Here is a 25,004-nt window from a genome sequence, read left to right on the forward strand (position 1 = left end):
GGAAGTGCTTTTCGGCCGGCCAGAGGGTGTTTTCGGCCCGCCGGCGCGCTCTCACCCCAGGGCCGAGCGCACCGCCCGGACGAGGGCCTGGGCGCGCGGGTCGGCCGTGACCGTCTTGCGCATGCCGTTGGTGACGTACCCGAAGGCGATGCCGGATTCCGGGTCGGCGAAGCCGAGGGAGCCGCCGCGGCCGGGGTGGCCGAAAGACGTGGGTCCGAGCAGCGGGGAGGCCGGGCCGTGCAGCATGTGGCCGAGGCCGAAGCGGGTGCCGACCAGGAGGACGCGGTCCGGGCCCGCGGACTCCTCCGTGCGGGCCAGGGTGAGCGTCGCCGGGGCGAAGAGCCGCTCGGCGCCGTCGACGGGACCGAGGGTGGCGGCGTAGAAGCGCGCCAGGGCGCGGGCGGTGGCGACGCCCGCCGAGCCGGGGAGTTCGGCGGCCCGGTAGACGGGGTCGTTCTCGTCGGGCTGGGGGTCGATGACGCCGAAGGCCCGCCGGGTGAGGGACTCCGGGTCCCGGTAGGCCTCGGTGACGGAGCGCTTGGGGCGGAGCCGGAGCGCGCCGCCGCCGGGCGGGTCGGTCTCCTCGACGGGTCCGAGCCGCCCGGCCCGGTGGGCCGCGTCGGCGGGCAGGCCGATCCACAGGTCGAGGCCGAGGGGTCCGGCGATCTCCTCGGCGACCCAACGGCCGACGGTGCGGCCGGTGACCCGCTGGACGAGTCCGGAGAGGAGCCAGCTGAAGGTGTGCGCGTGGTAGCCGTGGGCGGTGCCGGGCTCCCAGACGGGGGCCTGCGCGGCTATCGCGGCCGTCGCCGTCGGCAGGTCGACGGCCTCGGCGAGGCTGAGGGGCCGGTCGAGGACGGGCACCCCGGCCCGGTGCGCGAGGAGCTGCCGTACGGTCACCCGCTCCTTGCCGTGGGCCTTGAAATCGGGCCAGTACGCGGCGACGGGGGCGTCCAGGTCGAGCTGTCCGCGCTGGTGCAGCAGCAGGGGGACGGCGGCGGCGACGCCCTTGGTGGCCGAGCGGACGACCTGGGCGGTGCCGGCCGCCCACGGCTCCGTCCCGTCGACGTCCTTGGTGCCCGCCCACAGGTCGACGACCTTCTCGCCGTCGTGGTGGACCGCGACGGCCGCGCCGCGCTCGCCCCGCTGCTCGAAGTTGCGCAGGAACGCGTCCCTGACGGGCTCCCAGCCCGCCGCCACCGTGCCCTGGACGTCCACGTCCCCGCTCCTCACTCGCCGATCCGACCCCCCATGGTGCAACGCGGTCGGCGAGTGCCGGATTCCGGGGCCGCCTCAGGCCGCCGAGCGCCGGATCCAAGCCGCCTCAGGCCACCGAGCCCTGCACGAAGCCGAAGGGCAGCTCCAGGCGGTGCCGGGCCATCAGCTCCTCGTCGGCGAGGATCCCGGCGGTCGGCCCGTCGGCCGCGATGACGCCCTCGCTGAGGACGACCGAGCGCGGGCAGAGCTCCAGGGCGTACGGCAGGTCGTGGGTGACCATGAGGACGGTGACGTCGAGCGTCCGCAGGATGTCGGCGAGCTCGCGGCGGGAGGCCGGGTCCAGGTTGGAGGACGGCTCGTCGAGGACGAGGATCTCCGGCTCCATCGCGAGGACGGTGGCGACGGCGACCCGGCGGCGCTGCCCGAAGGAGAGGTGGTGCGGGGGCCGGTCGGCGAACTCCGTCATGCCGACCCGGTCGAGGGCCCTGCGCACCACGGCGTCGAGCTCGGCGCCCCGGATCCCGGCGGCGGCCGGGCCGAAGGCCACGTCCTCGCGGACGGTCGGCATGAACAGCTGGTCGTCGGGGTCCTGGAAGACGATGCCGACCCTGCGGCGGATCTCGGCCATGTGCTGCTTGCCGACCGGCAGCCCGGCGACGGTGACGGTGCCCGCGCCGCCGGTGAGGATGCCGTTGAGGTGGAGCACCAGGGTGGTCTTGCCGGCGCCGTTGGGGCCGAGGAGGGCGACCCGCTCGCCGCGCCCGACGGTCAGGTCCACGCCGAAGAGGGCCTGGTGGCCGTCGGGGTACGCGTACGCCAGGCCGCGTACGTCCAGAGAGGCGGTCATAGGGTCCATCCCAGGAGGCAGATCAGGAGTGCGGTGAGCGGCAGCGCGGCGGCGTACGCCCACTGGGCGCGGGTGGCGGTGACCTCGTCGATGACCGGCATGGTGCCGGTGTAGCCGCGGCTGACCATGGCGAGGTGGACGCGTTCGCCGCGCTCGTAGGAGCGGATGAAGAGCGCGCCCGCGGACTTGGCGAGGACGCCCCAGTGGCGGACGCCCTTCGCCTCGAAGCCGCGGGAGCGGCGGGCGACGGACATGCGGCGCATCTCGTCGGTGATGACGTCGCCGTAGCGGATCATGAACGAGGCGATCTGGACGAGCAGCGGCGGCAGCTTCAGCCGCTGGAGGCCGAGGATCAGGGACCGCAGTTCGGTGGTGGAGGCGAGGAGCACGGAGGCGGCGACGCCGAGGGTGCCCTTGGCGAGGACGTTCCAGGCGCCCCACAGGCCGGGGACGCTCAGCGAGATCCCGAGGAACGTGGTCCGCTCGCCGGGCACCACGAAGGGCATGAGCAGCGCGAACGCGACGAACGGGATCTCGATGGCCAGCCGCTTCAGCAGGAAGCCCGCCGGGATCCGGGCCTTCGCCGCGACGCCCGCGAGGAGCGCGGCGTAGAGCGCGAAGGCCCAGACGGCCTCGCGGGGCGTCGAGACGACGACCACGACGAAGCCGAGGACGGCGACGAGCTTGGTGTGCGGGGGCAGCCCGTGGACCGGCGACCGCCCGTCCCGGTAGAGCTTGTGCGCGTGCCCCGCACCCATGTCACGCCTCCTGGGCGGCGGTCTTGCGACGGCGGACGACCCAGAAGGCACCGGAGCCGACGGCCAGGGTGGCGCCGACGCCGATGACGCCGGCCAGGCCGCCGGAGAGCCGGGGGGCCTCGACGCCCTTGACGCCGTAGTCGGCGAGCGGGGAGTCGGCGGCGGCGTGGTCCTCGACCTTGGCGTCGATGCCCTGGTCGGCGGCGACCTTCTCCAGGCCGTCGGGGCTGGCGGAGGCGTAGAAGGAGACGAAGCCGGCGAGGACCAGGGCGGTGACCACGCCGCCGATCCACAGCTTCTTCGGGGAGGCGCCGGCGGACCGGGCGGCGGCGGGGGCCGGGGCGGCGGCGTCGACCAGTTCGCCGTCGACGCGGAGCTTGAGCGGCGCGGTCAGGCCGCGGGCGCCGTACACCAGGTCGGGGCGGACGGCGATCACGGCGCCGACCGTCAGCATCGTGATGACGGCCTCGCCGATGCCGATCAGGACGTGCACGCCGACCATGGCCGTGAGGACCTTGGGGACGGGGACGTCGGTGGTGCCGCCGATCGCGTAGACGAGGGTGAAGACGGCGGCCGCGGCGGGTACGGAGACGAGCGCGGCGGCGAACGAGGCCACGGTCACCGAGCGCCGGGTGCGCGGCAGGACCAGCACGAGGCCGCGGAAGAGCGCGTAGGCCACGACGACGGTGACGACGCCCATGACCGTGATGTTCACGCCGAGGGCGGTGAGGCCTCCGTCGGCGAAGAGGATGCCCTGCATGAGCAGGACCACGGCTATGCACAGGACGCCGGTCCAGGGTCCGACGAGGATCGCGGCGAGCGCGCCGCCGAGGAGATGCCCGCTCGTCCCGGCGGCGACCGGGAAGTTCAGCATCTGGACGGCGAAGATGAAGGCCGCGACGAGACCGGCGAGCGGTGCCGTCCGCTCGTCCAGCTCGCGGCGGGCGCCACGCAGGCCGGCGGCGACGGCGCCGGCGGCGACGACACCGGCGGCGGCCGATACGGGGGCGTTGATGAATCCGTCAGGTACATGCACGTCCGGAATGATAGAGCGCTCCTGCAAAGGGCTTGCAAGAGCGCATCGGTCACAGAACGACGGCGCCCGGAGGCACGTGACCCCGCGCACACCCGTCACCGGACACGCATGCGACGCGCCTTCCCCGGGAAGAAGTGGAACCATTAGTCGATAAGAGGACAAATGTGAGGAGCCTCCGATGGCCGGCGCGCACGACCACATCGTCGACGACCACGCCAAGGGACGGATCATCAGCGACGCCCCCCTCTCCCGCCCGGTCCCGGTGTCCCTCCGTTACGACCCCGAGTTCTCCCCGGCCACGGTCCGCCTCGGCTTCCCCGGCACCGTCGAGTGGTCCTTCCCGCGGGCCCTCCTGGAGACCGGCCTGCGCGCGCCGACCCGGCGCGGCGACATCGGGGTCTGGCCCTGCGGCCGCGTCCAGACCGTCGTCGAGCTGCACACGGCCGACGGGGTCACCGTCGTCCAGTTCGACACCACGGCCCTGCTCCGCTTCCTCAAGCACACGTACGCCGCCAGTACGTCGTCGATGACGACGCACTGACGGCGCACGGGGCCGGAGGCGGGATCAGACCCTCACGAAGGCCTCAGACCTTCGCGAGGCCTCAGACCTTCACGAGGTCCGGCTTCGCGGCACCGGTCTCACCGGTGGCCCCGGCGAGACCCTCGCCCTCCACGTCCACGTTCGGCAGGATCCGGTCCAGCCACTTCGGCAGCCACCAGGCCTTGTGGCCGAGGAGCGCGAGGACGGCCGGGACGATCGCCATGCGGACCACGAAGGCGTCGAAGAGGACGGCGGCGGCCAGGCCGAAGCCGATCATCTTGACCATCTGCTCGTCCATGCCGATGAAGCCGGAGAAGACCGCGATCATGATCACCGCGGCGGCGGTGACCACCCGGGCGCTGTGCCGGAAGCCGCTCACGATCGCCTCGCCGGGACGCGCTCCGTGGACGTACGCCTCCCGCATGCGGGTGACCAGGAAGACCTCGTAGTCCATCGCGAGGCCGAAGACGACGCCCACCATGAAGATCGGCATCATCGACATGATCGGTCCGGTCTGCTCGACTCCGAAGAGGCTGCCCAGCCAGCCCCACTGGAAGACCGCGACGACCGCGCCGAGGGCCGCGACCACCGAGAGCAGGAAGCCGAGGGCCGCCTTCAGCGGGACGAGGACCGAGCGGAAGACCAGGGTCAGGAGCAGGAACGCGAGGCCGACGACGAGGGCCAGGTAGGGCACCAGGGCGTCGTTCATCTTCTGCGAGAAGTCGATGTTCATCGCGGTGGCGCCGGTGACGAGGACGTCGTCGCCCGTGGCGTCGCGGATGTCGTGGACCAGACCCTCGGTGGCGGTCGAGGACGGCCGGTCCTTCGGGACCACGGTGATCATCGCGGCGTCGCCGGCCTTGTTCGGGGTGGCCGGGGTGACCGCCGCCCAGCCGTCGAGGCCCTTGATCGTGGAGACCGCCCGGTCGGCGGTCGCCTTGTCGCCGTCCACGACGACCATCAGCGGGCCGTTGAAGCCGGGGCCGAAACCGTCGGACAGCGCGTCGTACGCCCGGCGCTCGGAGGTCGCGGTCGACTTGACGCCGTCGTCCGGGAGGCCCATCTCCAGGGAGGCCGCGGGCACGGCGATCGCGCCGAGGCCGAGGACGCCGACGATCAGGACCATGAGCGGGCGGCGGATGACGAAGCGGGCCCAGCGGGTGCCGCCGTTGGGCTTGTCGCTCGCCTTCGCGGTGCCCTTGCGCTGCTTGCGGCTGACGACCTTGTCGCCGGCGAAGCCGAGCAGGGCCGGGATGAGGGTGAGCGCGATGAGGACCGCGATCACGACCGTGCCGGCGGCGGCGAAGCCCATCTTCGTCAGCATCGGGATGTTGACGACGGCCAGGCCGACCAGGGCGATCACGACGGTGAGTCCGGCGAAGACGACGGCCGAACCGGCCGTGCCGACCGCGCGCCCGGCGGCTTCCTCCTTCGTGCGGCCCTCGGCGAGCTCCGCGCGGTAGCGGGAGACGATGAAGAGGGCGTAGTCGATGCCGACGGCGAGGCCGATCATCGACGCGAGCGTGGAGGTGGTGTTGCCGAGGTCGAGGACCTTGGCGAGCGCGGTGATCGTCGAGACGCCGATGCCGACGCCGATGACGGCGGTGAGCAGCGGGAGCCCGGCCGCGACGAGCGAGCCGAAGGTGACGACGAGCACGATGCCCGCGAGGACGATGCCGATGGCCTCGCTCGCGCCCTGCTCGGGGATGGACTGGAGGGCGTCGCCGCCGACCTCGACGGTCAGGCCCTTGCCCTGCGCGTTCTCCCCGGCCTGCTTCAGCGCGTCGCGGGTCTCGTCGGTCAGCTCCATGGCGTTGACCTTGTAGGAGACCGAGACGTAGGCGGTGGAGCCGTTCTGCGAGACGGCGTGCGCGGTGTACGGGTCGGTGACCTGGACGATCTGGTCGGAGCCGGACTTCAGCGCGGAGACGGTCTCCTCGACGACGGCCTTGTGCGCCGGGTCGGTCATCTTCTCGCCCTCGGGGGCCTTGAAGACGACGCGGGCGGTGGCCCCGTCGGCTCCGGCGCCCGGGAAGCGCTCTTCGAGCAGGTCGAAGGCGCGCTGGGCCTCGGTGCCGGGGATCGAGAAGGAGCTGGAGGTTGCGGTGGGCGCGGTGGCGGCACCGACGCCGGCGAGCGCGAGGAGCGCCACCCAGAGGAGGGCGACGAGCCGTCGGCGCCGGAAGGCGGTGCGGCCCAGCTTGTAGAGGAACGTGGCCACGGGGGCGTACTCCCAGTGTGGGGCGGGACAGGGCATGGGGAGCCGGCCCGACGGCGTGAGCGATTCGTCGTCAGGTGGAGAGGTGGTGCTTCAGGTGCTTCTGGTGCTTCAGGCGCCGAGTGAGGGGAGCACGACGGCGTCGAAGTAGGCACTGAGGAAGGCGCGGTCGACCGGCTGATCCTCGATCAGCGGGCGGGCGATGAACGCACCGATCAGCATGTGCGGGACGAGCTTCAGCGCCGGGTTCCCGGCGTCGATCTCCCCCCTGCGGACCGCTCGTTGCAGCACTTCGTCGAGGCCGTTCATCTCGGGTTCGATGAGCAGCTCGCGCAGCGCGCGGTGCAGTTCGGGGTGGGTGTGGACGGCATGGGCGAGACCCCGCATCAGCGCGGCGTCCTTGTCCATCTGGCAGTCGTCCGTGAGGGCGAGCATCTCCTGGATGTCGCCCCGCAGGGAGCCGGTGTCGATCTCGGTGATGTCGACCGGCTTGTTGTGCCGCATGGCCCGGGCGACCAGCTCGGGCTTGCTCCCCCACTGGCGGTAGAGGGTGGCCTTGCTGGAGTGGGTGCGGGCGGCGACGGCGTCCATGGTGAGGGCGTCGTAGCCGACCTCGCGGAGGAGGTCGAGCACGGCCGCGTACAGCTCGGACTCCCGCTCGGGAGTGAGTCTGCTGCGTGCCATGGCCGGGGCTCCGATCCGAACGAAACGGTTTCGTACACGACGACGATATACCCAGCCCCTCAGCGAAACGAAACCGTTTCGTACGTGTCCTGGGCCACACTCCCGGGGAAGTCCGCATGCACGTACGAGTTGCCGGGCCCCCTCCGCGCGGAAAGCATGAACGGGTGAGTGACGACGTCGCGTATCTCCGCTTTCCGCACCTCCACGACGACCTGCTGTGCTTCGCCGCCGAGGACGACCTGTGGCTCGCCCCGCTCGTCCCCGAGGGCCACCGCCCCGGCCGGGCCTGGCGCCTCACCGTCGACCGGACGAGGGTCGGGCACCCGCGCTTCTCGCCGGACGGGCGCCACATCGCCTACACGAACTGGCGCAGCCTCGACCCCGAGATCCACCTCGTGCCCGTCGACGGCGGCCCCGCCCGGCGCCTCACCCACTGGGGCTCCACCGACACCCGGGTCTGCGGCTGGACGCCCCCCGACAAGGACGGCCGCTCCGACATCCTCGCCGTCTCCTCGCACGGGCAGCCCTTCTCGTACTACTCCTGGGCCTACACCGTCCCCACCGACGGCTCCCCCGGCCTCCGCCTGCCCTGGGGCCCCGTCACGGACATAGCGGTCACCGACGACACCGCGATCACCGGACAGGACGGCGAGCGCCGCAGCCTCCTCCTCACCGGGAAGCCGCCGCACGAACCGGCCGCCTGGAAGCGGTACCTGGGCGGCGCCACCGGCCGGCTCTGGCTCCACGGGGAACGGCTGCTGCCCGACATCGGCGGCCACCTCGACGCCCCCCTGGCCGTCGGCGGACGCGTCGCCTTCCTCTCCGACCACGAGGGCGTCGGCAACCTCTACTCCTGCCGGCCCGACGGCACCGACCTGCGCCGCCACACCGACCACGACGACTTCTACGCCCGGCACGCCTCCACCGACGGACACCGGGTCGTCTACCAGTGCGCGGGCGACCTGTGGGTCGTCGACGCCCTCACCCCGGACTCCCGCCCCCGCAGGCTGGGGGTCCGCCTCGGCGGGCAGCGCGTCGGCCGGCGCTCCTACCAGGTGCCGGCCGCCCACCACGTCGACGCGGTCTCCGTCGACGAGACCGGCCGGGCCTCCGCCGTCTCCGTGCGCGGCAGCCTGTACTGGCTGACGCACCGCGACGGCCCCGCCCGCACCATCATCGACACCCCCGGCGTCCGGGTCCGGCTGCCCGAGATGCTCGGCAGCGGCGGCCAGGTCGCGTACGTCACCGACGCCGAGGGCGAGGACGCCGTCGAGGTCGCCTACCTGCCGCGCGCCAGCGGCGACCGGCCGCCCCGCAGACTCGCCTCGGGCGACCTCGGCCGCGTCGAGGAGCTGGTGTCCGACCCGGACGGCGAGCGGCTCGCGATCGCCTCCCACGACGGCCGGCTCCTCCTCCTCGACGCGACCGAGGAGTCCAACGGCGAGGTCACCGAGCTGATCCGGTCCGTCAACGGGCCCGTCCGCGACCTCGCCTTCTCCCCCGACGGCGACTGGCTGACCTGGTCCCACCCGGGCATCGGCCGCTCCCTGCGCTCCATCAAGATGGCCCGGATCTCCGGCCCCGGCGCCCGCACCGTCGTCGACGTCACCAACGGCCGCTTCGAGGACGAGAACCCGGTCTTCACCCGGGACGGCCGCTACCTCGCCTTCCTCTCCTGGCGGGGCTTCGACCCGGTGTACGACGTGCACACCGGCGACCTGTCCTTCCCGCTCGGCTGCCGCCCCTACCTCGTCCCGCTCTCCTCCGCCACGCCCTCCCCGTTCGCGCTGCTCCCCGACGGGCGCCCGGCGGCCGGCGGCCTCGACCCCGCCGACGACGACACGGAGAGCGCCGACGGCACCGTCACGGTCGAGATCGAGGGCCTGCCCGACCGCGTCACGCCCTTCCCGGTCTCCGCCTCCAAGTACTCGGCGCTGCACCCCGTCAGCGGCGGCGGCCTGGTCTGGCTGCGCTGGCCCATCTCGGGCGCGCTCGGCGAGACCTTCGCCAACCCGACCGACACCTCGGGCAAGCCCACCCTGGAGCACTTCTCCATCACCAAGGCCCGCAAGAGCGAACTCGCCAAGGACCTCGACTGGTTCGCGGTCAGCGGCGACGGCACCCGGCTCGTCGTCGCCGACGACGGCGAACTGCGGGCCGTGCCCGCCACCGAGTCCGGGGACGGCGACTCCACCGTCTACCTGGACCTGCGGCGCATCCTGCACGAGATCGACCCGGGCGCCGAGTGGCGGCAGGCCTTCGACGAGGCCGGCCGGATCGTCCGCGCCTACTTCTGGGAGCCCGGCATGGGCGGGGTCGACTGGACGGCCGTCCTCGACCAGTACCGGCCGCTCGTCGAACGGGTCGCGTCCCCCGACGAGTTCGCCGACCTGCTCCGCGAGGTCATGGGCGAACTGGGCACCTCGCACGCGTACGTCACCCCCGCCCGCCGCAACGAGGGCCCGCCGCACTACCAGCGGCCGATGGGACTGCTCGGGGCCAACCTCGTGCCCCGCGAGGCCGGCTGGACGGTGAAGCGGATCCTGCCCGGCGAGTCCTCCGACTCCAAGGCCCGCTCCCCGCTCGCCGGCACCGGCATCCGCGAGGGCGCCGTCCTCACCCACGTCGACGGCCGGCCCGTGGACCCGGTCGCCGGCCCCTACCCGCTGCTCTCCGGCACCGGCGGCACCACCGTCGAGCTCACCTTCATCCCCGCCGAGGGCGAGGGCCGGGCCCGCCGCGTCGCCGTCGTCCCGCTCGTCGACGAGCGGCCCCTGCGCTACCAGGACTGGGTCGCCAAACGGCGCGCGGTGGTGCGGGAGATCAGCGGCGGGCGCTGCGGCTACCTCCACATCCCCGACATGGGCGGCTCCGGCTGGGCCCAGTTCAACCGCGACCTGCGCATGGAGGTCTCCCGGCCGGCCCTCATCGTCGACGTGCGCGGCAACGCCGGCGGCAACATCAGCGAACTCGTCGTCGAGAAGCTGACCCGCAAGATCCTGGGGTGGGACCTCACGCGGAACGCCCAGCCCGTCAGTTACGCCTCCAACGCCCCGCGCGGCCCCGTCGTCGCCCTCGCCGACGAGGCCACCTCCTCCGACGGCGACATGATCACCGCCGCCTTCAAGCTCCTCGGCCTCGGCCCGGTCGTCGGGCAGCGCACCTGGGGCGGGGTCGTCGGCATGACCGGCCGCCACCGGCTCGGCGACGGCACCCAGATCACGGTCCCGATGAACGCGGCCTGGTTCCCCGAGTACGGCTGGTCCCTGGAGAACCACGGCGTCGAACCCGACCTCGCGGTCCTGCGCACCCCCCTCGACTGGGCCGAGGGCCGGCACGCCCAGCTCGACGACGCGGTCCACGTCGCCCTCGCCCTGCTCGACGAGACCCCGGCGGCGAGCCCCCCGGGCTACGAGTCCCTCCCGGACCGCTCCCGCCCGAAACTGCCGCCGCGGCCCGGCGCCTAGGCCGTTTCTTTCGGATCAGGCCGGATCAGGGAGCGGCGTCTGGTGCGTGCGCTCGCAAGGCGGAGGAGGGAGTCCATGCGGAGCATCGACGACCGACGACAACGCGGCGAGCGTGCGTGCCAGACGCCGCGAGCCCGGCAAGATCCGAAGGAGACGGCCTAGGAGGCCAGTGCGAGGTCCAGCTCGTAGGCGGTGCCCGGCGCGCCGCCGTCGAGCGTCACGCTCCCGACCGCCCCGAAGCCGACCCGACCGAGCACGGTCCTCGACCCGGCGTTGTCGAGGGTCGTGACGGCGGTGAGCCGGCTGAGCCCGTACTCCTCGCGGGCCAGCCGGCACAGCTCCCGCACCCCGGCCGTCGCCACGCCGCGCCCGGTCGCCCGCTCGGCCACCCGGTAGCCGAGCTCGGCGCTCCCGTCGGCGACGTCCACCAGGTTGAACCGCCCGAGGACCTCCCCGCCCTCCCCCACGAGGACGTGGAAGAGGATCGCCCCGGTCTCCTGCTCGTCGAGCAGCGCCCGGTGCCGCTCCGCGAAGGCGTCGAAGTAGGCGTCCCCCCGGTCGGGCACGCGCGCGGCGAAGTAGGCCCGGTTCTCCCGCTCGAAGGCGAGCAGGGCGGGTGCGTGGTCGGGGCGGAGACGCTCGAGTACGGCCATGGCGATCACCGTACGAAGATCCGGCCGCGGACGCGCGTGAGTTACCGGCCGAGATCCGATTCCGGGCACGGCCCCGGTCGCGCGCGAAGGACTCGACGTGCAAGGACCGGACGTGCAAGGGCCGGACGCGCGAGGGGCCGACGCGCGCCAAGGGCCGGACGCGCGAGGGGCCGGGGCGCACGCGAAGGCGCACCCGGCGTCCCGGGTGCGCCTCCTCAAGGACGGGCCGACGTCAGGCGTCGTAGTCCTGGTCCATGCGGTCCTGGGCCTCCTGCTGGGCCCGGCGGGACTCCTCGTCGGAGCGGCCGCGGCCCTGGGAGGCACGCTCGGACGCCTCGTCCTTCGCCTTGCCCGCGGCCTGCCTGGCCTGCTCCTTGAGCTGGTCCGCCTTGTCCTTGAACTGGTCCTTCATGCCCATGAGGGTTCACTCCTAGCAGGGTGTGAGGGGCCGGGGGCGATGTGCCCCGCGGGCCTCGACCAGCCTTGCACGGGCGAAGATTCCACGCATTTCGATCAGTTACGGACGGCGACCGGGCGGCGGGCGAACCGCCCGGCACCGGCCCGGACACCGCTACCGCGCCGCCGGGCCCTCCGCCCGCGCCTGCTCGTCGGCCGCGCCGCCCGCGCCCACCAGGCCCTTGGAGACCGAGCTCAGGCGGGGCTCGAAGCGCCGCATCTCGCGCTTCCCGACCGTGGCGATCACACCGGGCAGGTAGCCGCGGACCGACTGCATCCCGCGCAGCCACCACTGCGCGTACACATGGGCCGAGCGCCGCTCGATGCCCGCCACGATCCGGTCGACGGCCGGACCGAGGGGGTAGGTGCGGTTCGAGGGCCACGGCAGCCGCTGCCGCAGCTCCTTCATCACGTCGTCCTGGTCCGCGCCCCGCACCATGTCCGTGTCGGTCCAGGACAGGTAACCGACGCCCACCTTCACGCCCTTGTACGCGACCTCGGCGCGCAGGCTGTGCGCGAAGGCCTCGACGCCCGACTTGGAGGCGCAGTACGCCGTCATCATCGGGGCCGGGGTGATGGCCGCGAGCGAGGCGATCTGGAGGAAGTACCCCCGGGACTCCATGAGGACCGGCAGGAACGCCCGTCCCGTCACGGCGCCGCCGATCAGATTGACCTCGATGACCCGGCGCCAGGCGGCCGGGTCGGAGTCGACGAACGGACCGCCCGACGCGACGCCTGCGTTGGCGACGACGATGTCGACCTTCCCGAACCGTTCCTTCACCTCGGCGGCCACCCGGGCCATCGCCTCATGGTCGGTGACGTCGGCGTGCCACCAGTCGGCCTCGGTGTGCAGGCGCCCGGCGACCTCCTTCAGCTGCTCCGGCTCCAGGCCGACGAGCGCGATCTTCGCGCCGCGCGCGGAGAGCTTGCGGGCGAGGAGCTCCCCGACCCCCCGGGCCCCGCCGGTGACGACCGCGACCTGTCCTTCCAGGCTCACCCTGCTCATGCCTGCTTCTCCTTCTCCTGCTCCCCGGACTTCACGCCCAGGTACGTGAGGGTCAGTTCACGGATCTGCGCGGTGACGGCCTCGGGGGCCTCCACCGGCGTCATGTGGCCCATGCCGGCCAGCTCGACGAGGCCCGTGCAGTGCGGCAGCGCCTCGACCATCACCCGCGCGTGCACGGGCGGGGTGAGGCGGTCGGCGGTGCCGACGAGCACGGCCACCGGCAGCCGCAGCTCCCGCAGTCCCGCCTCCAGGTCGAGTCCGGCCAGGACGTGCGACCAGCCGTGGCGGGCACCGCGCGGACAGGCGTGCACGATGCGGGCGCAGGCCTCGACCCGCTCGGGCGACGACCCCGGTCCCATCGTCGCGTACTTCAGGACCTTCTTCGAGACGGCGTTGACCGGGCCGAGCGGGGCCTTCGCCCCGAGGACGGCCGCGGTCAGGCGGCTGCGCAGGCCGCCGGGCCGCAGGGGTACGACGGTGGCCTCGGCGGTCAGCCGCGAGGGTCCGGTGGAGCAGAGCAGGACGGCGGCGGCGTGCTGCCGGAACCCGGGCCGCCCGGCCGCGGCCATGACCGTCATGCCGCCCATGGAGTGGCCGGCCAGGACGGCCCGCTCGCCGGGGCCGAGGGTCGCCGCGAGCACCGCCTCCAGGTCGTCGGCGAGCGCCGTCGTGGAGTAGCCCGCGCCGCGGCCGGCGGCGGGCGCCGGGGACCGGCCGTGGCCGCGCTGGTCGTAGGCGATGACCCGGTGGTCGGCGGCGAGGGACCGTATCTGCTCGGCCCAGAAGGCGATCGAGCAGGTCCAGCCGTGGGCGAGGACGACGGCGGGCGCGCCCTCGGGGCCGTACACCTCGACGTGGATCGGGGTGCCGTCGGCGGAGACGGCGGTGAGCGCGCGGGGCGCGGGCAGGCTGTGGAGCGTCTTCACTTGGCGGTCTCCTTCTTCTTCCGGGCGGTGGGGGCCTGGGGCGCGGGCTTCGGCGCGCGGAGCACCTCGTACTCGGAGAGGTCGACCCCCCGGGTCTCGCGCCGGAACTCGGCCGTGGTGCCGGGCCACAGGGTGGTGTTGCGGCCGTTCGCGTCGAGGTACCAGCTGTCGCAGCCGCCGGCCTTCCACACCGTGCGCTCCATCCGGGACTGGACCTTGCGGTTCCAGGCGCCGACGGCGGAGGGGCGGACGGCGAGGGCGGCCCGGCCGCCGAGGACCCTGAGCTGGCGGAGGTAGTCGGCCAGGTAGTTCAGCTGGGACTCGATCATGAGGATCATGGAGGAGTTCCCGAGGCCGGTGTTCGGCCCGATGATCATCATGAGGTTGGGGAAGCCGCCCGCGGTGGCCCCGCGCAGCACCTGGACCCCGTCCTTCCAGGACTCGGCGAGGGTGTGGCCCTCGGCGCCGACGACCCGCTCGGCGATCGGGATGTCGGTGACGTGGAAGCCGGTGCCGAAGACGATCGCGTCGACCTCGGTCTCGGTGCCGTCGGCGGCGACCACGGTCGAGCCGCGGACCTCGCGCAGCCCCGAGGCGACGACGTGGACGTTCGGCCGGGCGAGCGCCGGGTAGTACGTGTTGGAGAGCAGGATCCGCTTGCAGCCGATGCGGTACGAGGGCGTCAGCTTGGCCCGCAGCTCCGGGTCCTTGATGGAGCGCGCGATGTTGGCCCTGGCGAGCCTCTCGACCAGGCCGAGTTCGTTCGGGTGCTTGGTGAAGGCGCCGACCTGGAGCTCACGGATGCCCCAGAGGATGCCCCGGCGCAGGGTGGCCGTGGCCGGGAGCGTGCGGTGGAGCCAGCGCTCGGGGGCGCTGATCGACCGGTCCATGCGGGGCATGACCCACGGGGGCGTGCGCTGGAAGAGGGTGAGCCGGCCGACCTCGCGCTGGATCTCGGGCACGATCTGGATGGCGGAGGCGCCGGTGCCGACCATGGCGACGCGCTTGCCGCGCAGGTCGTAGTCGTGGTCCCAGCGGGCCGAGTGGAAGACCTTGCCGGGGAAGTCGGCGAGGCCCGGGATGTCGGGGATCCGCGGGTCGGAGAGCGGCCCGGCGGCGGCGACGAGGACCTCGGCGCTGAAGGTGCCGCCGCTGGTCTCGATCTCCCAGCGCAGGGTGTCCGCGTCCCAGCGGGCCTTCAGCATCTCGTGGTTCAGGCGGAGGTGCGGGCGGATCCCGAAGGTGTCGGTGACGTGCTCCAGGTAGGCGCGGATGTGGCGCTGTCCGGAGAAGGTCCTGGGCCAGTCCGGGTTGGGCGCGAAGGAGAAGGAGTAGAGGTGGGAGGGGACGTCGCAGGCGCAGCCGGGGTAGCTGTTGTCGCGCCAGGCGCCTCCCACGGAGTCGGCCCGCTCCAGGACGACGAAGTCGGTGATCCCCTCGCGGCGGAGCCGGACGGCGGCCCCGATGCCGCCGAATCCCGACCCGATCACCGCCACCTTGACCTGCTCGTGCTTCGCCATGCCGCCTCCCGCGCGCCCGGCCACAATTCCGCCAGCAATCACTGGCACAGTCGGGACTGTAGAGCAGCGCCCTACCGAGCGGTAGGGGTACGACGAGGGAAAGTTACCGGCGGTACAACATAGGCTGGCGGGTGTGGCAGAAGGATCACGTCCCGAGACGGGCGCACAGGACGGCCCGCGCGAGGCGCCCGGCGGCGGCACGGGCGGGGCTCCGGGCGGCGGCACGGGCGGGGCACCCCACCGCGGCACGGGCGGGGCGACGGGCGGCGGCACTCCCGCGCACCGCGAGTACCGCATGGAGGAGCTCGCCTCCACCGCCGGCATCACCGTGCGCACCCTGCGCTTCTACCGCGAGCGCGGGCTGATCCCGCCGCCGCGACGCGAGGGCCGCATCGCCTGGTACGACGACGGCCACCTGGCCCGGCTCCGCACCATCGCCGCCCTCCTGGAGCGCGGCCACACCCTCAACGGCATCGCCGACCTCACCACCGCCTTCGAGAGCGGCCGCAACGTCCGCGAGGTCCTCGCGCTCCCCGCCCCCTCCGAGGAGGAGCCGGTCCGCCTCACCCCCGAGGAGCTCGCCGACCACTTCGCCGGCGAGGTCACCGCCGAGAACCTCGCCGCCGCGCTCGACCTCGGCTACCTCGTCACCGACGGCGAGGAGATCATCCACATCAGCCGCCGGCTGCTCGACGTCTCCGCCGCCCTGGTCCGGGAGGGCGTCCCGCTCGCCGAGGTCCTCAAGGCGGGCACCCGCGTCCGCGAGCACGCCGACGCCCTCGCCGGACTCTTCACCGAACTCCTGCGCACCTACGCGGACGGCGACGACCTGTGGCGGCTGCGCCCGCTCGCCAAGAGCGTGGTCGAGGCCGAGCTGTCGATGGCGCTCGACCGGCGGCTGCGCGACGCACCCGGCACGTCCGGAACGCCCTCATGATCGCCTGACGGTCCGCGGCGCGGCCGGGACCGGAAACGAACGGGCACGGACGCCGGTACGGACACGCGCAGGGGCGCGGACGCGCCGCCCCACCCAGCCGCGTCGCGCCGCCCCACCCGGTCGCGTCGGCCCGTCGATTCCGAGTACGGTGCGGACCGGGCGGCCTACATCTCGTAGACGGCGGTCACGGGGGCGTGGTCGCTCCAGCGCTCCTCGTGCGTCGCGGCCCGCTCGACGTGGGCCTTGACGGCCTTGGCGGCGAGTCCGGGGGTGGCGATCTGGTAGTCGATGTGCCCGCCCATTGAAATGAAGATACAGTTTGATCCGGGAGGGGGACTCGCATGACCCTTACGGATGACGATCACCCACGCCTGCGGGCACTCGTCGCGGTACGGCTGAGCGTCAGGACCGACGAATCGACATCACCCAAGCGCCAGCGGGAAGCCGGCGTGGCGGAGGCCAGACGCCTCGGGGCTGAGGTCGTCGGCTACGCGGAGGACCTGGACGTCTCTGCCACCAGGACGACTCCGTTTGAACGGCCGGAACTGGGCGACTGGTTGGCCAGGCCCGACGACTTCGACGTGATCATCTGGTGGCGGCTGGACCGCGCCGTCCGCTCCATGGGGGACATGGCCGAGCTGACGCGCTGGGCGAAGCGCCACGGCAAGCGGCTGGTCTTCGCGGAGGGCCCGGGAGGCAGCTCACTGGAGCTGGACATGACCTCGATCATGTCCGAATTGATCATCATGCTGCTGGCCTTTGCCGCACAGATGGAGAGCCAGGCCATCAAGGAGCGCGTCACGAGCGCCAATGCGGCGCTTCGGGCCATGGGGCGGTACTCCGGAGGGCTCCCTCCGTATGGATACATGCCCGTGCAGCGTCCAGCCGGCGAGGGGTGGACCTTGGCCCAGGACCCGCAGCGCGTCGAAGCCATCGAGACGATGATCCGGATGCTGCTGGACGGCAGCGCCCCGAACGCCATCGCGTTCCATCTGAACAGCGAAGGCATCCTGACGCCTCGCGACTGGAACGACGTCCGGCAGGGGCGGACCCCGAAGGGGCGCAAGTGGGTCGGCCAGACCGTCAAGCGTGTCCTTCTGTCCCCGTCGCTCCTCGGCCACCAGACCTACGCGGGCTCCGTCGTCCGGGACCGCAACGGCCTGCCGGTGAGCATCACCGCCGACCCGATCCTGACGCGAGACCGGTTCGAGGAGATCAAGACTGCCCTCGGTGAGCGCCCCAAGGGGGCAGCCGGGACCCGAAAGGACACCGGCGCGCTCCTGCTCGGTGTTCTGCACTGCGCCTCCTGCAAGGGCCGCATGTACAGGGTCCCCGCACACGGCTACTCCGTGTACGTATGCCGGGCCCGCACCAAGGGACTTCCTTGTGAGGCTCCGGCAGCCATCAAGACCGACTGGGTGGAGGAGTACGCGGAACGGGAGTTCCTGAAGGAGTGGGGAGGCTTCCCCGTGCTGGAGCAGGTGACGCACCCCGGCTACGACCCCCGCCCCGAACTGGAGGAGATCACCACCGAGCTCCGTGAGCTGTACGCCGTTCGCGATTCCAGGCGATCACGTGTCGGTCTCGCCATCTGGCAGGAGCAGGTGGACGCGCTGGAGGGCCGCGCCGAGGTCCTCGAAGCGACTCCGGTACAGAAGGAACGCACGGAGCTGGTCCCCACGGGCAAGACCTACGCCGACTACTGGAGGATCGCCGACGCCCGGGAACGGCGCTTCATGCTGCTCGACACCGGAACCCGCCTGGAGTGCGCGAAGGGCCAGCGTGGGGGACGCCCGGCGGACATGAAGCGCCGCGCAATGGAACGCCTGTCGATCGACTTGCGGGGCGCAAGGATCCAGCGGCAGGGAGATACGGCCGCCTGAGCCGGCCTGAGCGCCGTTCACGGCCCGTTGCCGGGAAGTACCTGGCAGCGGGTCGCGATCGCCCCCTGGGGGCGCCGCCGGCTTGGCACTCCCTCGGCGGCAGAGCAATGACGAAGTGACTTTTCTCCCTACTTTTTTGATTGCACGTAGAAAAATAAGAGAAAAACAGAACAAGGGCCTCATCCGTCATCACGTCATCGCGGGCGCCAGCTTTCACTGCCGCGCTGCCGGACGTGGGCCCAGGGAGGTGCCCCCTCCTCGCTTCCCGTCAGAGCGGCAGGGAGGGAAAACTCCCACATGGCTGATTGGTCCGTTTGCGCGGGGAGTTGCTGTGCGTGACGGTTGGCGAGGCGTCTATCAAACGATGGTTATTGAGACGGTCCCGCCGCCCTCTCCCGGCCTCCGGAAGCGTGTAGCAAAACCCGTCTCACAACTTGCCCAAACCCATTGAGGTTCTGAGACTAGTTATGAGACGGTCTCGCCATGGACACGAACACGGGACACCTCATCGGCTACGCCCGAGTCTCCACCGACGACCAGGAAGCGCAGTTGCAGCATGACGCGCTGACTGACGCGGGGTGCGCCCGGATCTTCACGGACAAGGCGAGCGGGAAGAACACGGACCGCCCCGAACTCGCCGCCGTGCTCGACTACGTCCGTCCCGGAGACACCCTCTGTGTGTGGAAGCTGGACCGGTTCGCCCGCTCGCTGATCGACCTGGTGAACATGGTGGACGCGCTTGCCGCGCGGGGAGTCGGGTTCCGGGTGCTGACGGGAGCGCTGGCAAGCATCGACCCGAACACCCCAGACGGGCGGCTCATGCTGCAAGTGATCGGCGCAATGGCGGAGTTCGAGCGCAGCCTGATCAAGGACCGGACCCGCGCCGGTCTGGACGCTGCCCGCGCTCAAGGGCGTACGGGTGGACGGCCGGCCGTGATGAACGCTGACAAGCTCGCTGCGGCCAAGGCGCGCCGCGCCAAGGGGGAGAGCGTCACGGTCGTCGCCAAGGCGCTTGGAGTGTCCCGCGCGACGCTGTACCGGGCGCTCGCCGACGCCGAGTAGCGCGCGGGCGTTCTGTCTGTCCCGCAGCTTGTCAGTGCGTGGCGGACAGGCAGGCGGGCGGGAGCCGTCTTCGCTGGGGTGTGAGGATGCCTTCGTGGATTGTGATGTGTGTGGCGGTGCGATGTGGCGATGGCCGGTGCCGCCGACCCGATGGGTGGAAGAGATCTGGTCCTGCCCGTGGTGCTACGCCAGCACGCATGTGGGTGGCGAGTGGTCTGAGATAGCCCGGCCGTCGTACCTGCCGATGGGGACACGCTGGGAGGGGGCCGTTGCGGACGGCCTCGACGCTGACCTCTCCCATGCCTTCGGCATCTTTGACAAGACTCTGTGCGGCGTCCAGGTAGCCGGCATGTCGCCGTCTGACTTTCTATGGCTGCCGGAGCGGGAGGGCGCCTGTGGTGCCTGCCGCGCAGCGGCGGTGGTCATTGACGAGCGCTGGCCGCAAGCCATGAGGGGTGAGGGCGCCCGGGTGAGCGTGGCGCGTCAGCCTGCCGCCGGACAAGACGCTTCTTGAAGCGCCGTCCGCTTGGGGCGCACGCTCAGGCGCGAGCAGAGAGGCCCTGGGGCACGGCCCGCTCCCATAGCTCCTCACCGTGCTCCGCGAATCGGTCGAACATGCCCCCACCGCTATGGCGACGCAGGTGCAGGAGCGGCGAGTCATGGCCTACGAGTCGGGCGAGGTGCGGTGTCACCAGGGCTTCGTCATCGAAGCGGAACACGGACAGGCTCACGTGGTTGATGGCGTCCAGCGGGGCGGAGACGCGCGCCTCGACCCCTTCGAGCGGGCCGAGCCGGTCCAGGTGCTCCAAGGTGATCCTGATGCGCGTGGACACCGACAGGGCCACATCCTCGATCGTCTCCCGCTGGCGGGTCACCTCTCCGTCCGGGTCTCCCACCAGGAACCGGACCCGGCAGCCTGCCTCAGCCTTGCGCCGGATCGTGTCCGCGAAGTGGGGTACCTGGGTCCAGAAGAAGTAGTTCGTGTAGCCGGCAAGGAAGAGTTCCGTGCGTGCTGACTCGACAAGTTCCGTCCAGACCGTTGACGGGCACGCGGACCGGTACGGGTAGCTGTGGACCAGCTCTCGATCGGTGCCGGTCTTCACTCGTTCCTGCACAGCCTTCGGCCACAACATCTCTTCGTCCACTCCCAGCGCCCGACAGGCGTCCGCTCGGTTCCTTGCGTGTGGTGTCAGATCAGCATTGCTCAGCCATCGTTCCACCTGCTTCGCGGATACCCCCACCCGGTACGCTAACTGGCGCGTGGACAAGCCTGCGACTTCCATGGCGGACTGAAGAGCGGCGTTCAAGTCAACCCCCTCGCCGTGGACTTTTGGGCTTTCTTCGACCCTAGCGTCGAACGTCTCAACTGTCCGGCGTGCGGGGGAGATACGTCCGCGAGGGTGGGTGACGCTCACGTCATGACCGAACCCACGCGATACAGCACCCCACCGGTTGAACTGCCGCTGCGACTGGACCCGGAACCGGCCCCGGTCGAAGGGTGCGCTGGCTGCGGCGAGTTGGCCGCCGTACGGGGCCGCGCTCGCGTCGTGGGCGACTGGACGACCGTGAGCGACTGCAACGTCTACATGCGGCGCCACCCCGAGGGGCACTGATGGTCACCCGCGCGGACATCGGCAAGCCGGTCAGAGACGACGCCGGTCGGGTCGGCATCCTGCGCGACGTGATCCGGGACTACGAAGACCCCTCCGAGTCACCCGGAGAGCGCCGCAAGCGCCCCACGGCGTTCTTGCGGCCTGAGGGTGGGGGTCGAGAGTGGCTGGTCCCGCCCAGCAGCGTACGGCGCGCGTGACGCCCACCAGGCGGCCTCGTCCGGCGACGGCGAGCAACACAGCCGGACGAGGCTTTCCGCTGCCGGTCCCTACACGTCGAACACGGCGGTCACGGGTGCGTGATCACTCCATCGCTCCGCATGGCTCGCCGCCCGCTCCACGTACGCCTTCACGCACCGTCCGGCCAGGCGAGGTGAACTGACAATCAGGTCGATCCGCCAGCCGCTGTCGTTGTCGAAGGCGCGCCCGCGGTAGGACCACCAGGAGTAGGGCCCCTCCTGCTCGGGGTGGAGCTCGCGGACGACGTCCACGTACCCGCCGTCGCCCTCGTCGAGGACCCTCCCGAGCCACTCCCGCTCCTCGGGCAGGAAGCCGGCGTTCTTCCTGTTGGCCTTCCAGTTCTTGAGGTCGGCCTCGCGGTGGGCGATGTTCCAGTCGCCGCAGACGACGACCTCGCGGCCGTCGGCGGCGGCGCGGGCCCTGAGCTCCTTCAGGTACGGCAGGAACTCGCCCATGAACCGGTACTTCTCGTCCTGGCGCTCGGTGCCGACCTCGCCGGAGGGCAGGTAGAGGCTGGCGACGGTCACCCCGGGCAGGTCGGCCTCGACGTACCGGCCGCTTGCGTCGAACTCGGCGGACCCGAAGCCGACGCGCACGGCGTCGGGCTCGCGCCGCGTGTAGAGCGACACACCGGCGCGCCCCTTGGCGGCGGCGGGGGCGTGGACGGTGAACCAGCCCTCGGGGCTGCGCACCTCCTCGGGCAGCTGCGCCTCCTCGGCGCGGACCTCCTGGAGGCAGACGGCATCGGCGGAGGTGCCGGCCAGCCACTCGACGAAGCCCTTCTTGGCTGCGGCGCGGAGACCATTGACATTCACGGACGTCACAGTGAGCATCCCGGGAGAATACCGACACCACCCCTCTGCACACATATACACTTCACCGCATGAACATCCAGCCCACGCCCTACGACCACCCCGACGCCGTCAAGCTCGAGGACGCGGTCCAGGCGGAGTACGCCGTCCGCTACGACGACGAGGGCGACGCCACACCGCTGGACGCCGGAATGTTCGTCCCGCCCCGCGGCCTCTACCTCCTCGCGTACGACCCCGAGGGCCGCCCGGTCGCCACGGGCGGCTGGCGCACGCAGGACGCGAACGACGAGGGCTACGCGGACGGCGACGCCGAGCTCAAGCGCATGTACGTGATCCCCGAGGCCCGCGGCCTGGGCCTGGCCCGCCGCATCCTCGCGGCCCTGGAAGCCGACGCCCGCGCCGCCGGCCGCACCCGCATGGTCCTGGAGACGGGCACCGCCCAGCCGGAGGCGATAGCCCTCTACGCCTCCAGCGGCTACGCCCCCTGCGCGAAGTTCGGCCACTACCGCCACTACCCCAACAGCCGCTGCTTCGCGAAGCCGCTGGTCTGACCCGCCCGCCGGCTCGCGCCCGCAGAGCGCGGGCCGGGCCGGGACGTCCGGGAACAGCAGAAATCCCGCCCGATCTTGCGATCGGACGGGATTCCCGTGTCTGTGGACCTGTGGGGATTTGAACCCCAGACCCCCTCGATGCGAACGAGGTGCGCTACCAGACTGCGCCACAGGCCCTTGCGACGTGTGAAACATTAGCATCCCGATCGGGAAGAACAAAAATCGCTTCCCCCGCAGGTCAGCCGGGGGCGTCGCGGGCCCCCGGCAGGGGGTCATTCGTTGGCGGCCCGGGGGCGGTCGTCGTCCGCGTACTGGTCGAAGAGCGGGGTGCGGCCGTGGTCGTGGCCGCGCCGGGGCGGGGTGGTGCGCCGGCGGGGCGCCGGGGACGGGGCGGGGGCCGGGTCGGCCGCCGTGGAGGAGCGGGCGGCGCTCCAGGTCTCCGGGTCCGTGATGTCGATGCCGCTCGTGGCGCGCGGGGCGACCGGGGCGGTGACGTACGTGGGGAGCGGCACCGGGACCGGGTCCCAGCTGTCGCCGCGGGCCGGGCCGCGCTCGCGCTGCTGGTCCACCCACTCCGCGTGGTCGGTCTGCTCGACCAGGGCGCGCCGGTCCGCCTCCTGCGGGGAGAGCGGCGGGGCCATCGGGGCCGCGTCGGCCTCGGGCTCCGGCGTCGGGGCCGGGCGGCGGCTCTCGCGCAGCCGGGCGGCGGCGGCTTCGGCGCGGCGCCGGTCCATCACGTACACGAAGCGCCGCCGCTCCTGGACCCGCAGGTGCAGGATGTACGCGCTGAGGAGCAGCGCCGGTACCGCGGGCGCCCACAGGAAGGCGACGCCGCCGACGGCCGCGACCACCGCGCCGAGCGTGAAACCGGCGAAGAGGAGCGTGGTGACCCGGCGGCGCCGGGCGAGGACCTTGCCGCGGCGGGCCCGCTCGGCGGCGGCACCCGGGGCGGGGCGCTGCGGTGCGGGGTGCGGCGGGGCCGGGGCCGGTTCCGGATCGGGCTCGGGCTCGGGGAGCTCCAGTCGCGCTTCCGTCCTGGCCGCGGGCGCGGAGAAGGCCCGGACGTCGACCGAACTCAGGTGCTCGGTCTCCACGTCCGGGTCCACGTCGGGCGTCGGACCCTCCGCCGTACGGTCCCGCTGCTTGAGCTCCCGGGCGTACCGGCGCTCCATGCCCGCCCGTCCGGAAAGCAGCCGGATGGCGGTGCTGAAGCGTTCCGTCGGACGGGCTTCGTTCAGCTCGTCCTGCCTGCGGAGCCACATCGGCACCAAGTAGGCGGCCCAGGCCCCGACGATGACTGCGTAGATGAGGCCGCTGCTGCTCACGCCTCACACGGTAGAGGGGTTCTGTAACACGCATCGGCCAATTGGCCCGGTGTGTCGCACGATCTGGCTGATATCACTGAACTTTTTTGTGATTGTTCAGATCGATTGACCGTCAACTGCCGATTGAATTCGAACACTTATTGCATTCTTGCGTGGTGCCAGCGCCGCAAGAGCCCCTCCGGCACCTCTTCCGCCGTGAGCGCGAACACCAGATGGTCCCGCCACGCGCCGTCGATGTGGAGATACCGGGGCCGCAGCCCCTCCTCGCGGAAGCCGAGCTTCTCGGCCACCCGGCGCGAGGGCCCGTTCTCCGGCCGGATGCACACCTCCATGCGGTGCAGCCCGACGACCCGGAAGCAGTGGTCGACGGCGAGCGCGACCGCCGTCGGCATCACTCCGCGCCCGGCCACCTCGCTGTCCACCCAGTACCCCACGTGCCCCGAGCACATGGAGCCCCAGGTGATCCCGGCCACCGTCAACTGGCCGACGAGCCGCCCCCGGTACTCGATGACGAACGGCAGCATCCGGCCGGCGTTCGCCTCCGACCGCAGGTGGCGCACCATCTGGCGGTACGTCGGCCGCTGGGCGACCGGCGCGCCGGGGGGCGCCGGGGGCACCGTCGCCTCCCAGGGCCGCAGCCACTCGCGGTTGCGCCGGTTCACCTCACGCCAGGCCGCCTGGTCGCGCATCTTTATCGGGCGGAGCAGCACCTCGCCGTCGACGAGGACCGCCGGCCAGGACGGGATCACGACGCTCTCGGGTGGTCGCCGCCGCGGATCTGGTCCACGGCATGGCGCAGGAGCGGCTCCAGGACGGCGAGCCCGTCCCGCACCCCGCCGGGGGACCCCGGCAGGTTCACGATCAGCGTGCCGCCCGCGACCCCGGCGAGACCGCGCGAGAGCGCCGCCGTCGGGACCTTCTCGCGGCCGTACGCGCGGATCGCCTCCGGGATGCCGGGGATCTCCCGCTCCAGGACCCGGCGGGTCGCCTCGGGGGTCTCGTCCGTGGGCGAGATGCCCGTGCCGCCGGTGGTGACGATCACGTCGTACCCGGCGGCGACCCCGTCGCGCAGCGCCGCCTCGACCGGCGCCCCGTCCGGGACGACCCGCGGGCCGTCCACGGCGAAGCCCAGGGCCGTCAGGCCCTCGGCGATCAGGGGCCCGCCCCTGTCCTCGTACACCCCGGCCGAAGCCCGGTTGGAGGCGGTGACGACGAGAGCGGCGTACCGGCCGGGCAGCTCCCCGCCGTGCTCGT

General features: G+C 72.2%; 23 protein-coding genes, 1 tRNA gene and 1 pseudogene. 7 read left to right on the top strand and 18 right to left on the bottom strand.

Translation table 11 applies throughout. From position 1 onward, the window contains the following. Positions 1 to 51 precede the first annotated feature (51 nt). The 4 genes from ACFV2S_RS22750 to ACFV2S_RS22765 form a co-directional block, all read right to left on the bottom strand. Positions 52 to 1,218 carry a serine hydrolase domain-containing protein gene (locus ACFV2S_RS22750; RefSeq protein ID WP_385562001.1) on the bottom strand — a complete coding sequence of 389 codons (1,167 nt, stop codon included), beginning with the start codon at positions 1,216 to 1,218 and terminating at the stop codon, positions 52 to 54. A 106-nt stretch (positions 1,219 to 1,324) separates the two neighbouring features. Next, positions 1,325 to 2,065, bottom strand: coding sequence for an energy-coupling factor ABC transporter ATP-binding protein (locus tag ACFV2S_RS22755; RefSeq protein ID WP_385562004.1), 741 nt, complete (start codon positions 2,063 to 2,065; stop codon positions 1,325 to 1,327). Beyond that, positions 2,062 to 2,823, bottom strand: coding sequence for a cobalt ECF transporter T component CbiQ (gene cbiQ, locus ACFV2S_RS22760; protein WP_385562007.1), 762 nt, complete (start codon positions 2,821 to 2,823; stop codon positions 2,062 to 2,064). The genes ACFV2S_RS22755 and cbiQ overlap by 4 nt, the downstream gene beginning before the upstream one ends. A 1-nt stretch (position 2,824) precedes the next feature. Then, the gene (locus ACFV2S_RS22765; RefSeq protein ID WP_385562010.1) at positions 2,825 to 3,859 is read right to left on the bottom strand and encodes an energy-coupling factor ABC transporter permease; all 1,035 of its coding nucleotides are present in this window, start codon (positions 3,857 to 3,859) and stop codon (positions 2,825 to 2,827) included. 178 nt (positions 3,860 to 4,037) lie between these two features. Here ACFV2S_RS22765 and ACFV2S_RS22770 point away from each other — a divergent pair, with 178 nt between their 5' ends. Beyond that, positions 4,038 to 4,400, top strand: coding sequence for an SsgA family sporulation/cell division regulator (locus tag ACFV2S_RS22770; protein WP_385562013.1), 363 nt, complete (start codon positions 4,038 to 4,040; stop codon positions 4,398 to 4,400). A 61-nt stretch (positions 4,401 to 4,461) separates the two neighbouring features. On the opposite strand, the gene ACFV2S_RS22775 is transcribed toward ACFV2S_RS22770, so the two are convergent. Both ACFV2S_RS22775 and ACFV2S_RS22780 read right to left on the bottom strand, forming a co-directional pair. Continuing rightward, positions 4,462 to 6,621 carry an MMPL family transporter gene (locus tag ACFV2S_RS22775; RefSeq protein WP_385562016.1) on the bottom strand — a complete coding sequence of 720 codons (2,160 nt, stop codon included), beginning with the start codon at positions 6,619 to 6,621 and terminating at the stop codon, positions 4,462 to 4,464. Positions 6,622 to 6,729: 108 nt separating this feature from the next. Continuing rightward, positions 6,730 to 7,302, bottom strand: a complete 573-nt coding sequence (locus ACFV2S_RS22780) for a TetR/AcrR family transcriptional regulator (protein ID WP_382867491.1) — start codon at positions 7,300 to 7,302, stop codon at positions 6,730 to 6,732. 164 nt (positions 7,303 to 7,466) lie between these two features. Here ACFV2S_RS22780 and ACFV2S_RS22785 point away from each other — a divergent pair, with 164 nt between their 5' ends. Then, positions 7,467 to 10,769 (top strand): S41 family peptidase, encoded by a 3,303-nt coding sequence (locus ACFV2S_RS22785; RefSeq protein ID WP_385562020.1) that lies wholly within the window; start codon positions 7,467 to 7,469, stop codon positions 10,767 to 10,769. A gap of 158 nt (positions 10,770 to 10,927) precedes the next feature. Here the strand turns inward: ACFV2S_RS22785 and ACFV2S_RS22790 are convergent, their stop codons facing one another. The 5 genes from ACFV2S_RS22790 to ACFV2S_RS22810 all read right to left on the bottom strand — a co-directional run bounded on the left by ACFV2S_RS22790 (position 10,928) and on the right by ACFV2S_RS22810 (position 15,330). After that, positions 10,928 to 11,422, bottom strand: coding sequence for a GNAT family N-acetyltransferase (locus ACFV2S_RS22790; protein ID WP_385562023.1), 495 nt, complete (start codon positions 11,420 to 11,422; stop codon positions 10,928 to 10,930). A gap of 232 nt (positions 11,423 to 11,654) precedes the next feature. After that, on the bottom strand, positions 11,655 to 11,840 hold the full coding sequence (locus tag ACFV2S_RS22795) for a hypothetical protein (protein WP_383790992.1): 186 nt from the start codon (positions 11,838 to 11,840) through the stop codon (positions 11,655 to 11,657). 153 nt (positions 11,841 to 11,993) lie between these two features. Then, positions 11,994 to 12,884 (bottom strand): SDR family oxidoreductase, encoded by an 891-nt coding sequence (locus ACFV2S_RS22800; RefSeq protein WP_385562026.1) that lies wholly within the window; start codon positions 12,882 to 12,884, stop codon positions 11,994 to 11,996. Further along, positions 12,881 to 13,810: an alpha/beta fold hydrolase gene (locus tag ACFV2S_RS22805; RefSeq protein WP_385562029.1), complete on the bottom strand. Its 930-nt coding sequence runs from the start codon at positions 13,808 to 13,810 to the stop codon at positions 12,881 to 12,883. The genes ACFV2S_RS22800 and ACFV2S_RS22805 overlap by 4 nt, the downstream gene beginning before the upstream one ends. Further along, positions 13,807 to 15,330 carry a flavin-containing monooxygenase gene (locus tag ACFV2S_RS22810; RefSeq protein WP_385562033.1) on the bottom strand — a complete coding sequence of 508 codons (1,524 nt, stop codon included), beginning with the start codon at positions 15,328 to 15,330 and terminating at the stop codon, positions 13,807 to 13,809. Before ACFV2S_RS22810 ends, ACFV2S_RS22805 begins: the two co-directional genes overlap by 4 nt. A gap of 295 nt (positions 15,331 to 15,625) precedes the next feature. Here ACFV2S_RS22810 and ACFV2S_RS22815 point away from each other — a divergent pair, with 295 nt between their 5' ends. Then, the gene (locus ACFV2S_RS22815) at positions 15,626 to 16,267 is read left to right on the top strand and encodes a MerR family transcriptional regulator (RefSeq protein ID WP_385562260.1); all 642 of its coding nucleotides are present in this window, start codon (positions 15,626 to 15,628) and stop codon (positions 16,265 to 16,267) included. A gap of 164 nt (positions 16,268 to 16,431) precedes the next feature. Here the strand turns inward: ACFV2S_RS22815 and ACFV2S_RS22820 are convergent. Continuing rightward, positions 16,432 to 16,566: pseudogene (locus ACFV2S_RS22820) on the bottom strand (exodeoxyribonuclease III); the annotation flags it as partial. A gap of 42 nt (positions 16,567 to 16,608) precedes the next feature. Here ACFV2S_RS22820 and ACFV2S_RS22825 point away from each other — a divergent pair. Then, on the top strand, positions 16,609 to 18,150 hold the full coding sequence (locus ACFV2S_RS22825) for a recombinase family protein (protein ID WP_385562036.1): 1,542 nt from the start codon (positions 16,609 to 16,611) through the stop codon (positions 18,148 to 18,150). A 483-nt stretch (positions 18,151 to 18,633) separates the two neighbouring features. Continuing rightward, complete coding sequence (locus tag ACFV2S_RS22830; protein WP_385562039.1) at positions 18,634 to 19,212, top strand: recombinase family protein; 579 nt, start codon at positions 18,634 to 18,636, stop codon at positions 19,210 to 19,212. Between the two features lie 539 nt (positions 19,213 to 19,751). Here the strand turns inward: ACFV2S_RS22830 and ACFV2S_RS22835 are convergent. Next, positions 19,752 to 20,345 (bottom strand): XRE family transcriptional regulator, encoded by a 594-nt coding sequence (locus ACFV2S_RS22835; protein WP_365090898.1) that lies wholly within the window; start codon positions 20,343 to 20,345, stop codon positions 19,752 to 19,754. Positions 20,346 to 20,630: 285 nt separating this feature from the next. On the opposite strand from ACFV2S_RS22835, the gene ACFV2S_RS22840 reads away from it, so the two are divergent. Further along, the gene (locus ACFV2S_RS22840; protein ID WP_385562042.1) at positions 20,631 to 20,825 is read left to right on the top strand and encodes a hypothetical protein; all 195 of its coding nucleotides are present in this window, start codon (positions 20,631 to 20,633) and stop codon (positions 20,823 to 20,825) included. 266 nt (positions 20,826 to 21,091) lie between these two features. Here the strand turns inward: ACFV2S_RS22840 and xth are convergent, their stop codons facing one another. After that, positions 21,092 to 21,895: an exodeoxyribonuclease III gene (gene xth / locus ACFV2S_RS22845; RefSeq protein WP_385562046.1), complete on the bottom strand. Its 804-nt coding sequence runs from the start codon at positions 21,893 to 21,895 to the stop codon at positions 21,092 to 21,094. 50 nt (positions 21,896 to 21,945) lie between these two features. On the opposite strand from xth, the gene ACFV2S_RS22850 reads away from it, so the two are divergent. Continuing rightward, the gene (locus ACFV2S_RS22850) at positions 21,946 to 22,425 is read left to right on the top strand and encodes a GNAT family N-acetyltransferase (protein WP_383790979.1); all 480 of its coding nucleotides are present in this window, start codon (positions 21,946 to 21,948) and stop codon (positions 22,423 to 22,425) included. Positions 22,426 to 22,528: 103 nt separating this feature from the next. Here ACFV2S_RS22850 and ACFV2S_RS22855 read toward each other — a convergent pair. The 4 genes from ACFV2S_RS22855 to ACFV2S_RS22870 all read right to left on the bottom strand — a co-directional run bounded on the left by ACFV2S_RS22855 (position 22,529) and on the right by ACFV2S_RS22870 (position 24,987). Then, positions 22,529 to 22,602, bottom strand: a tRNA-Ala gene (locus ACFV2S_RS22855). A gap of 95 nt (positions 22,603 to 22,697) precedes the next feature. Beyond that, positions 22,698 to 23,750 (bottom strand): gephyrin-like molybdotransferase receptor GlpR, encoded by a 1,053-nt coding sequence (glpR, locus tag ACFV2S_RS22860; RefSeq protein WP_385562050.1) that lies wholly within the window; start codon positions 23,748 to 23,750, stop codon positions 22,698 to 22,700. A gap of 137 nt (positions 23,751 to 23,887) precedes the next feature. Then, complete coding sequence (locus ACFV2S_RS22865; protein WP_383790974.1) at positions 23,888 to 24,499, bottom strand: GNAT family N-acetyltransferase; 612 nt, start codon at positions 24,497 to 24,499, stop codon at positions 23,888 to 23,890. Further along, positions 24,496 to 24,987 carry a molybdenum cofactor biosynthesis protein B gene (locus ACFV2S_RS22870; protein ID WP_385562263.1) on the bottom strand — a complete coding sequence of 164 codons (492 nt, stop codon included), beginning with the start codon at positions 24,985 to 24,987 and terminating at the stop codon, positions 24,496 to 24,498. Before ACFV2S_RS22870 ends, ACFV2S_RS22865 begins: the two co-directional genes overlap by 4 nt. Between the last annotated feature and the right edge of the window lie 17 nt (positions 24,988 to 25,004).

The sequence above is a fragment of the Streptomyces sp. NPDC059695 genome, assembly GCF_042733785.1.
Lineage (GTDB): Bacteria > Actinomycetota > Actinomycetes > Streptomycetales > Streptomycetaceae > Streptomyces.

Bases quoted from the DNA above. Each gene is read 5' to 3' on its own strand.
- ACFV2S_RS22755 (WP_385562004.1), bottom strand. From the start codon at position 2,065: ATGACCGCCTCTCTGGACGTACGCGGCCTGGCGTACGCGTACCCCGAC.
- cbiQ (WP_385562007.1), bottom strand. From the start codon at position 2,823: ATGGGTGCGGGGCACGCGCACAAGCTCTACCGGGACGGGCGGTCGCCG.
- ACFV2S_RS22770 (WP_385562013.1), top strand. From the start codon at position 4,038: ATGGCCGGCGCGCACGACCACATCGTCGACGACCACGCCAAGGGACGG.
- ACFV2S_RS22780 (WP_382867491.1), bottom strand. From the start codon at position 7,302: ATGGCACGCAGCAGACTCACTCCCGAGCGGGAGTCCGAGCTGTACGCG.
- ACFV2S_RS22790 (WP_385562023.1), bottom strand. From the start codon at position 11,422: ATGGCCGTACTCGAGCGTCTCCGCCCCGACCACGCACCCGCCCTGCTC.
- ACFV2S_RS22795 (WP_383790992.1), bottom strand. From the start codon at position 11,840: ATGGGCATGAAGGACCAGTTCAAGGACAAGGCGGACCAGCTCAAGGAG.
- ACFV2S_RS22800 (WP_385562026.1), bottom strand. From the start codon at position 12,884: ATGAGCAGGGTGAGCCTGGAAGGACAGGTCGCGGTCGTCACCGGCGGG.
- ACFV2S_RS22810 (WP_385562033.1), bottom strand. From the start codon at position 15,330: ATGGCGAAGCACGAGCAGGTCAAGGTGGCGGTGATCGGGTCGGGATTC.
- ACFV2S_RS22815 (WP_385562260.1), top strand. From the start codon at position 15,626: ATGGAGGAGCTCGCCTCCACCGCCGGCATCACCGTGCGCACCCTGCGC.
- ACFV2S_RS22825 (WP_385562036.1), top strand. From the start codon at position 16,609: ATGACCCTTACGGATGACGATCACCCACGCCTGCGGGCACTCGTCGCG.
- ACFV2S_RS22830 (WP_385562039.1), top strand. From the start codon at position 18,634: ATGGACACGAACACGGGACACCTCATCGGCTACGCCCGAGTCTCCACC.
- ACFV2S_RS22835 (WP_365090898.1), bottom strand. From the start codon at position 20,345: ATGTTGTGGCCGAAGGCTGTGCAGGAACGAGTGAAGACCGGCACCGAT.
- ACFV2S_RS22840 (WP_385562042.1), top strand. From the start codon at position 20,631: ATGACCGAACCCACGCGATACAGCACCCCACCGGTTGAACTGCCGCTG.
- xth (WP_385562046.1), bottom strand. From the start codon at position 21,895: ATGCTCACTGTGACGTCCGTGAATGTCAATGGTCTCCGCGCCGCAGCC.
- ACFV2S_RS22850 (WP_383790979.1), top strand. From the start codon at position 21,946: ATGAACATCCAGCCCACGCCCTACGACCACCCCGACGCCGTCAAGCTC.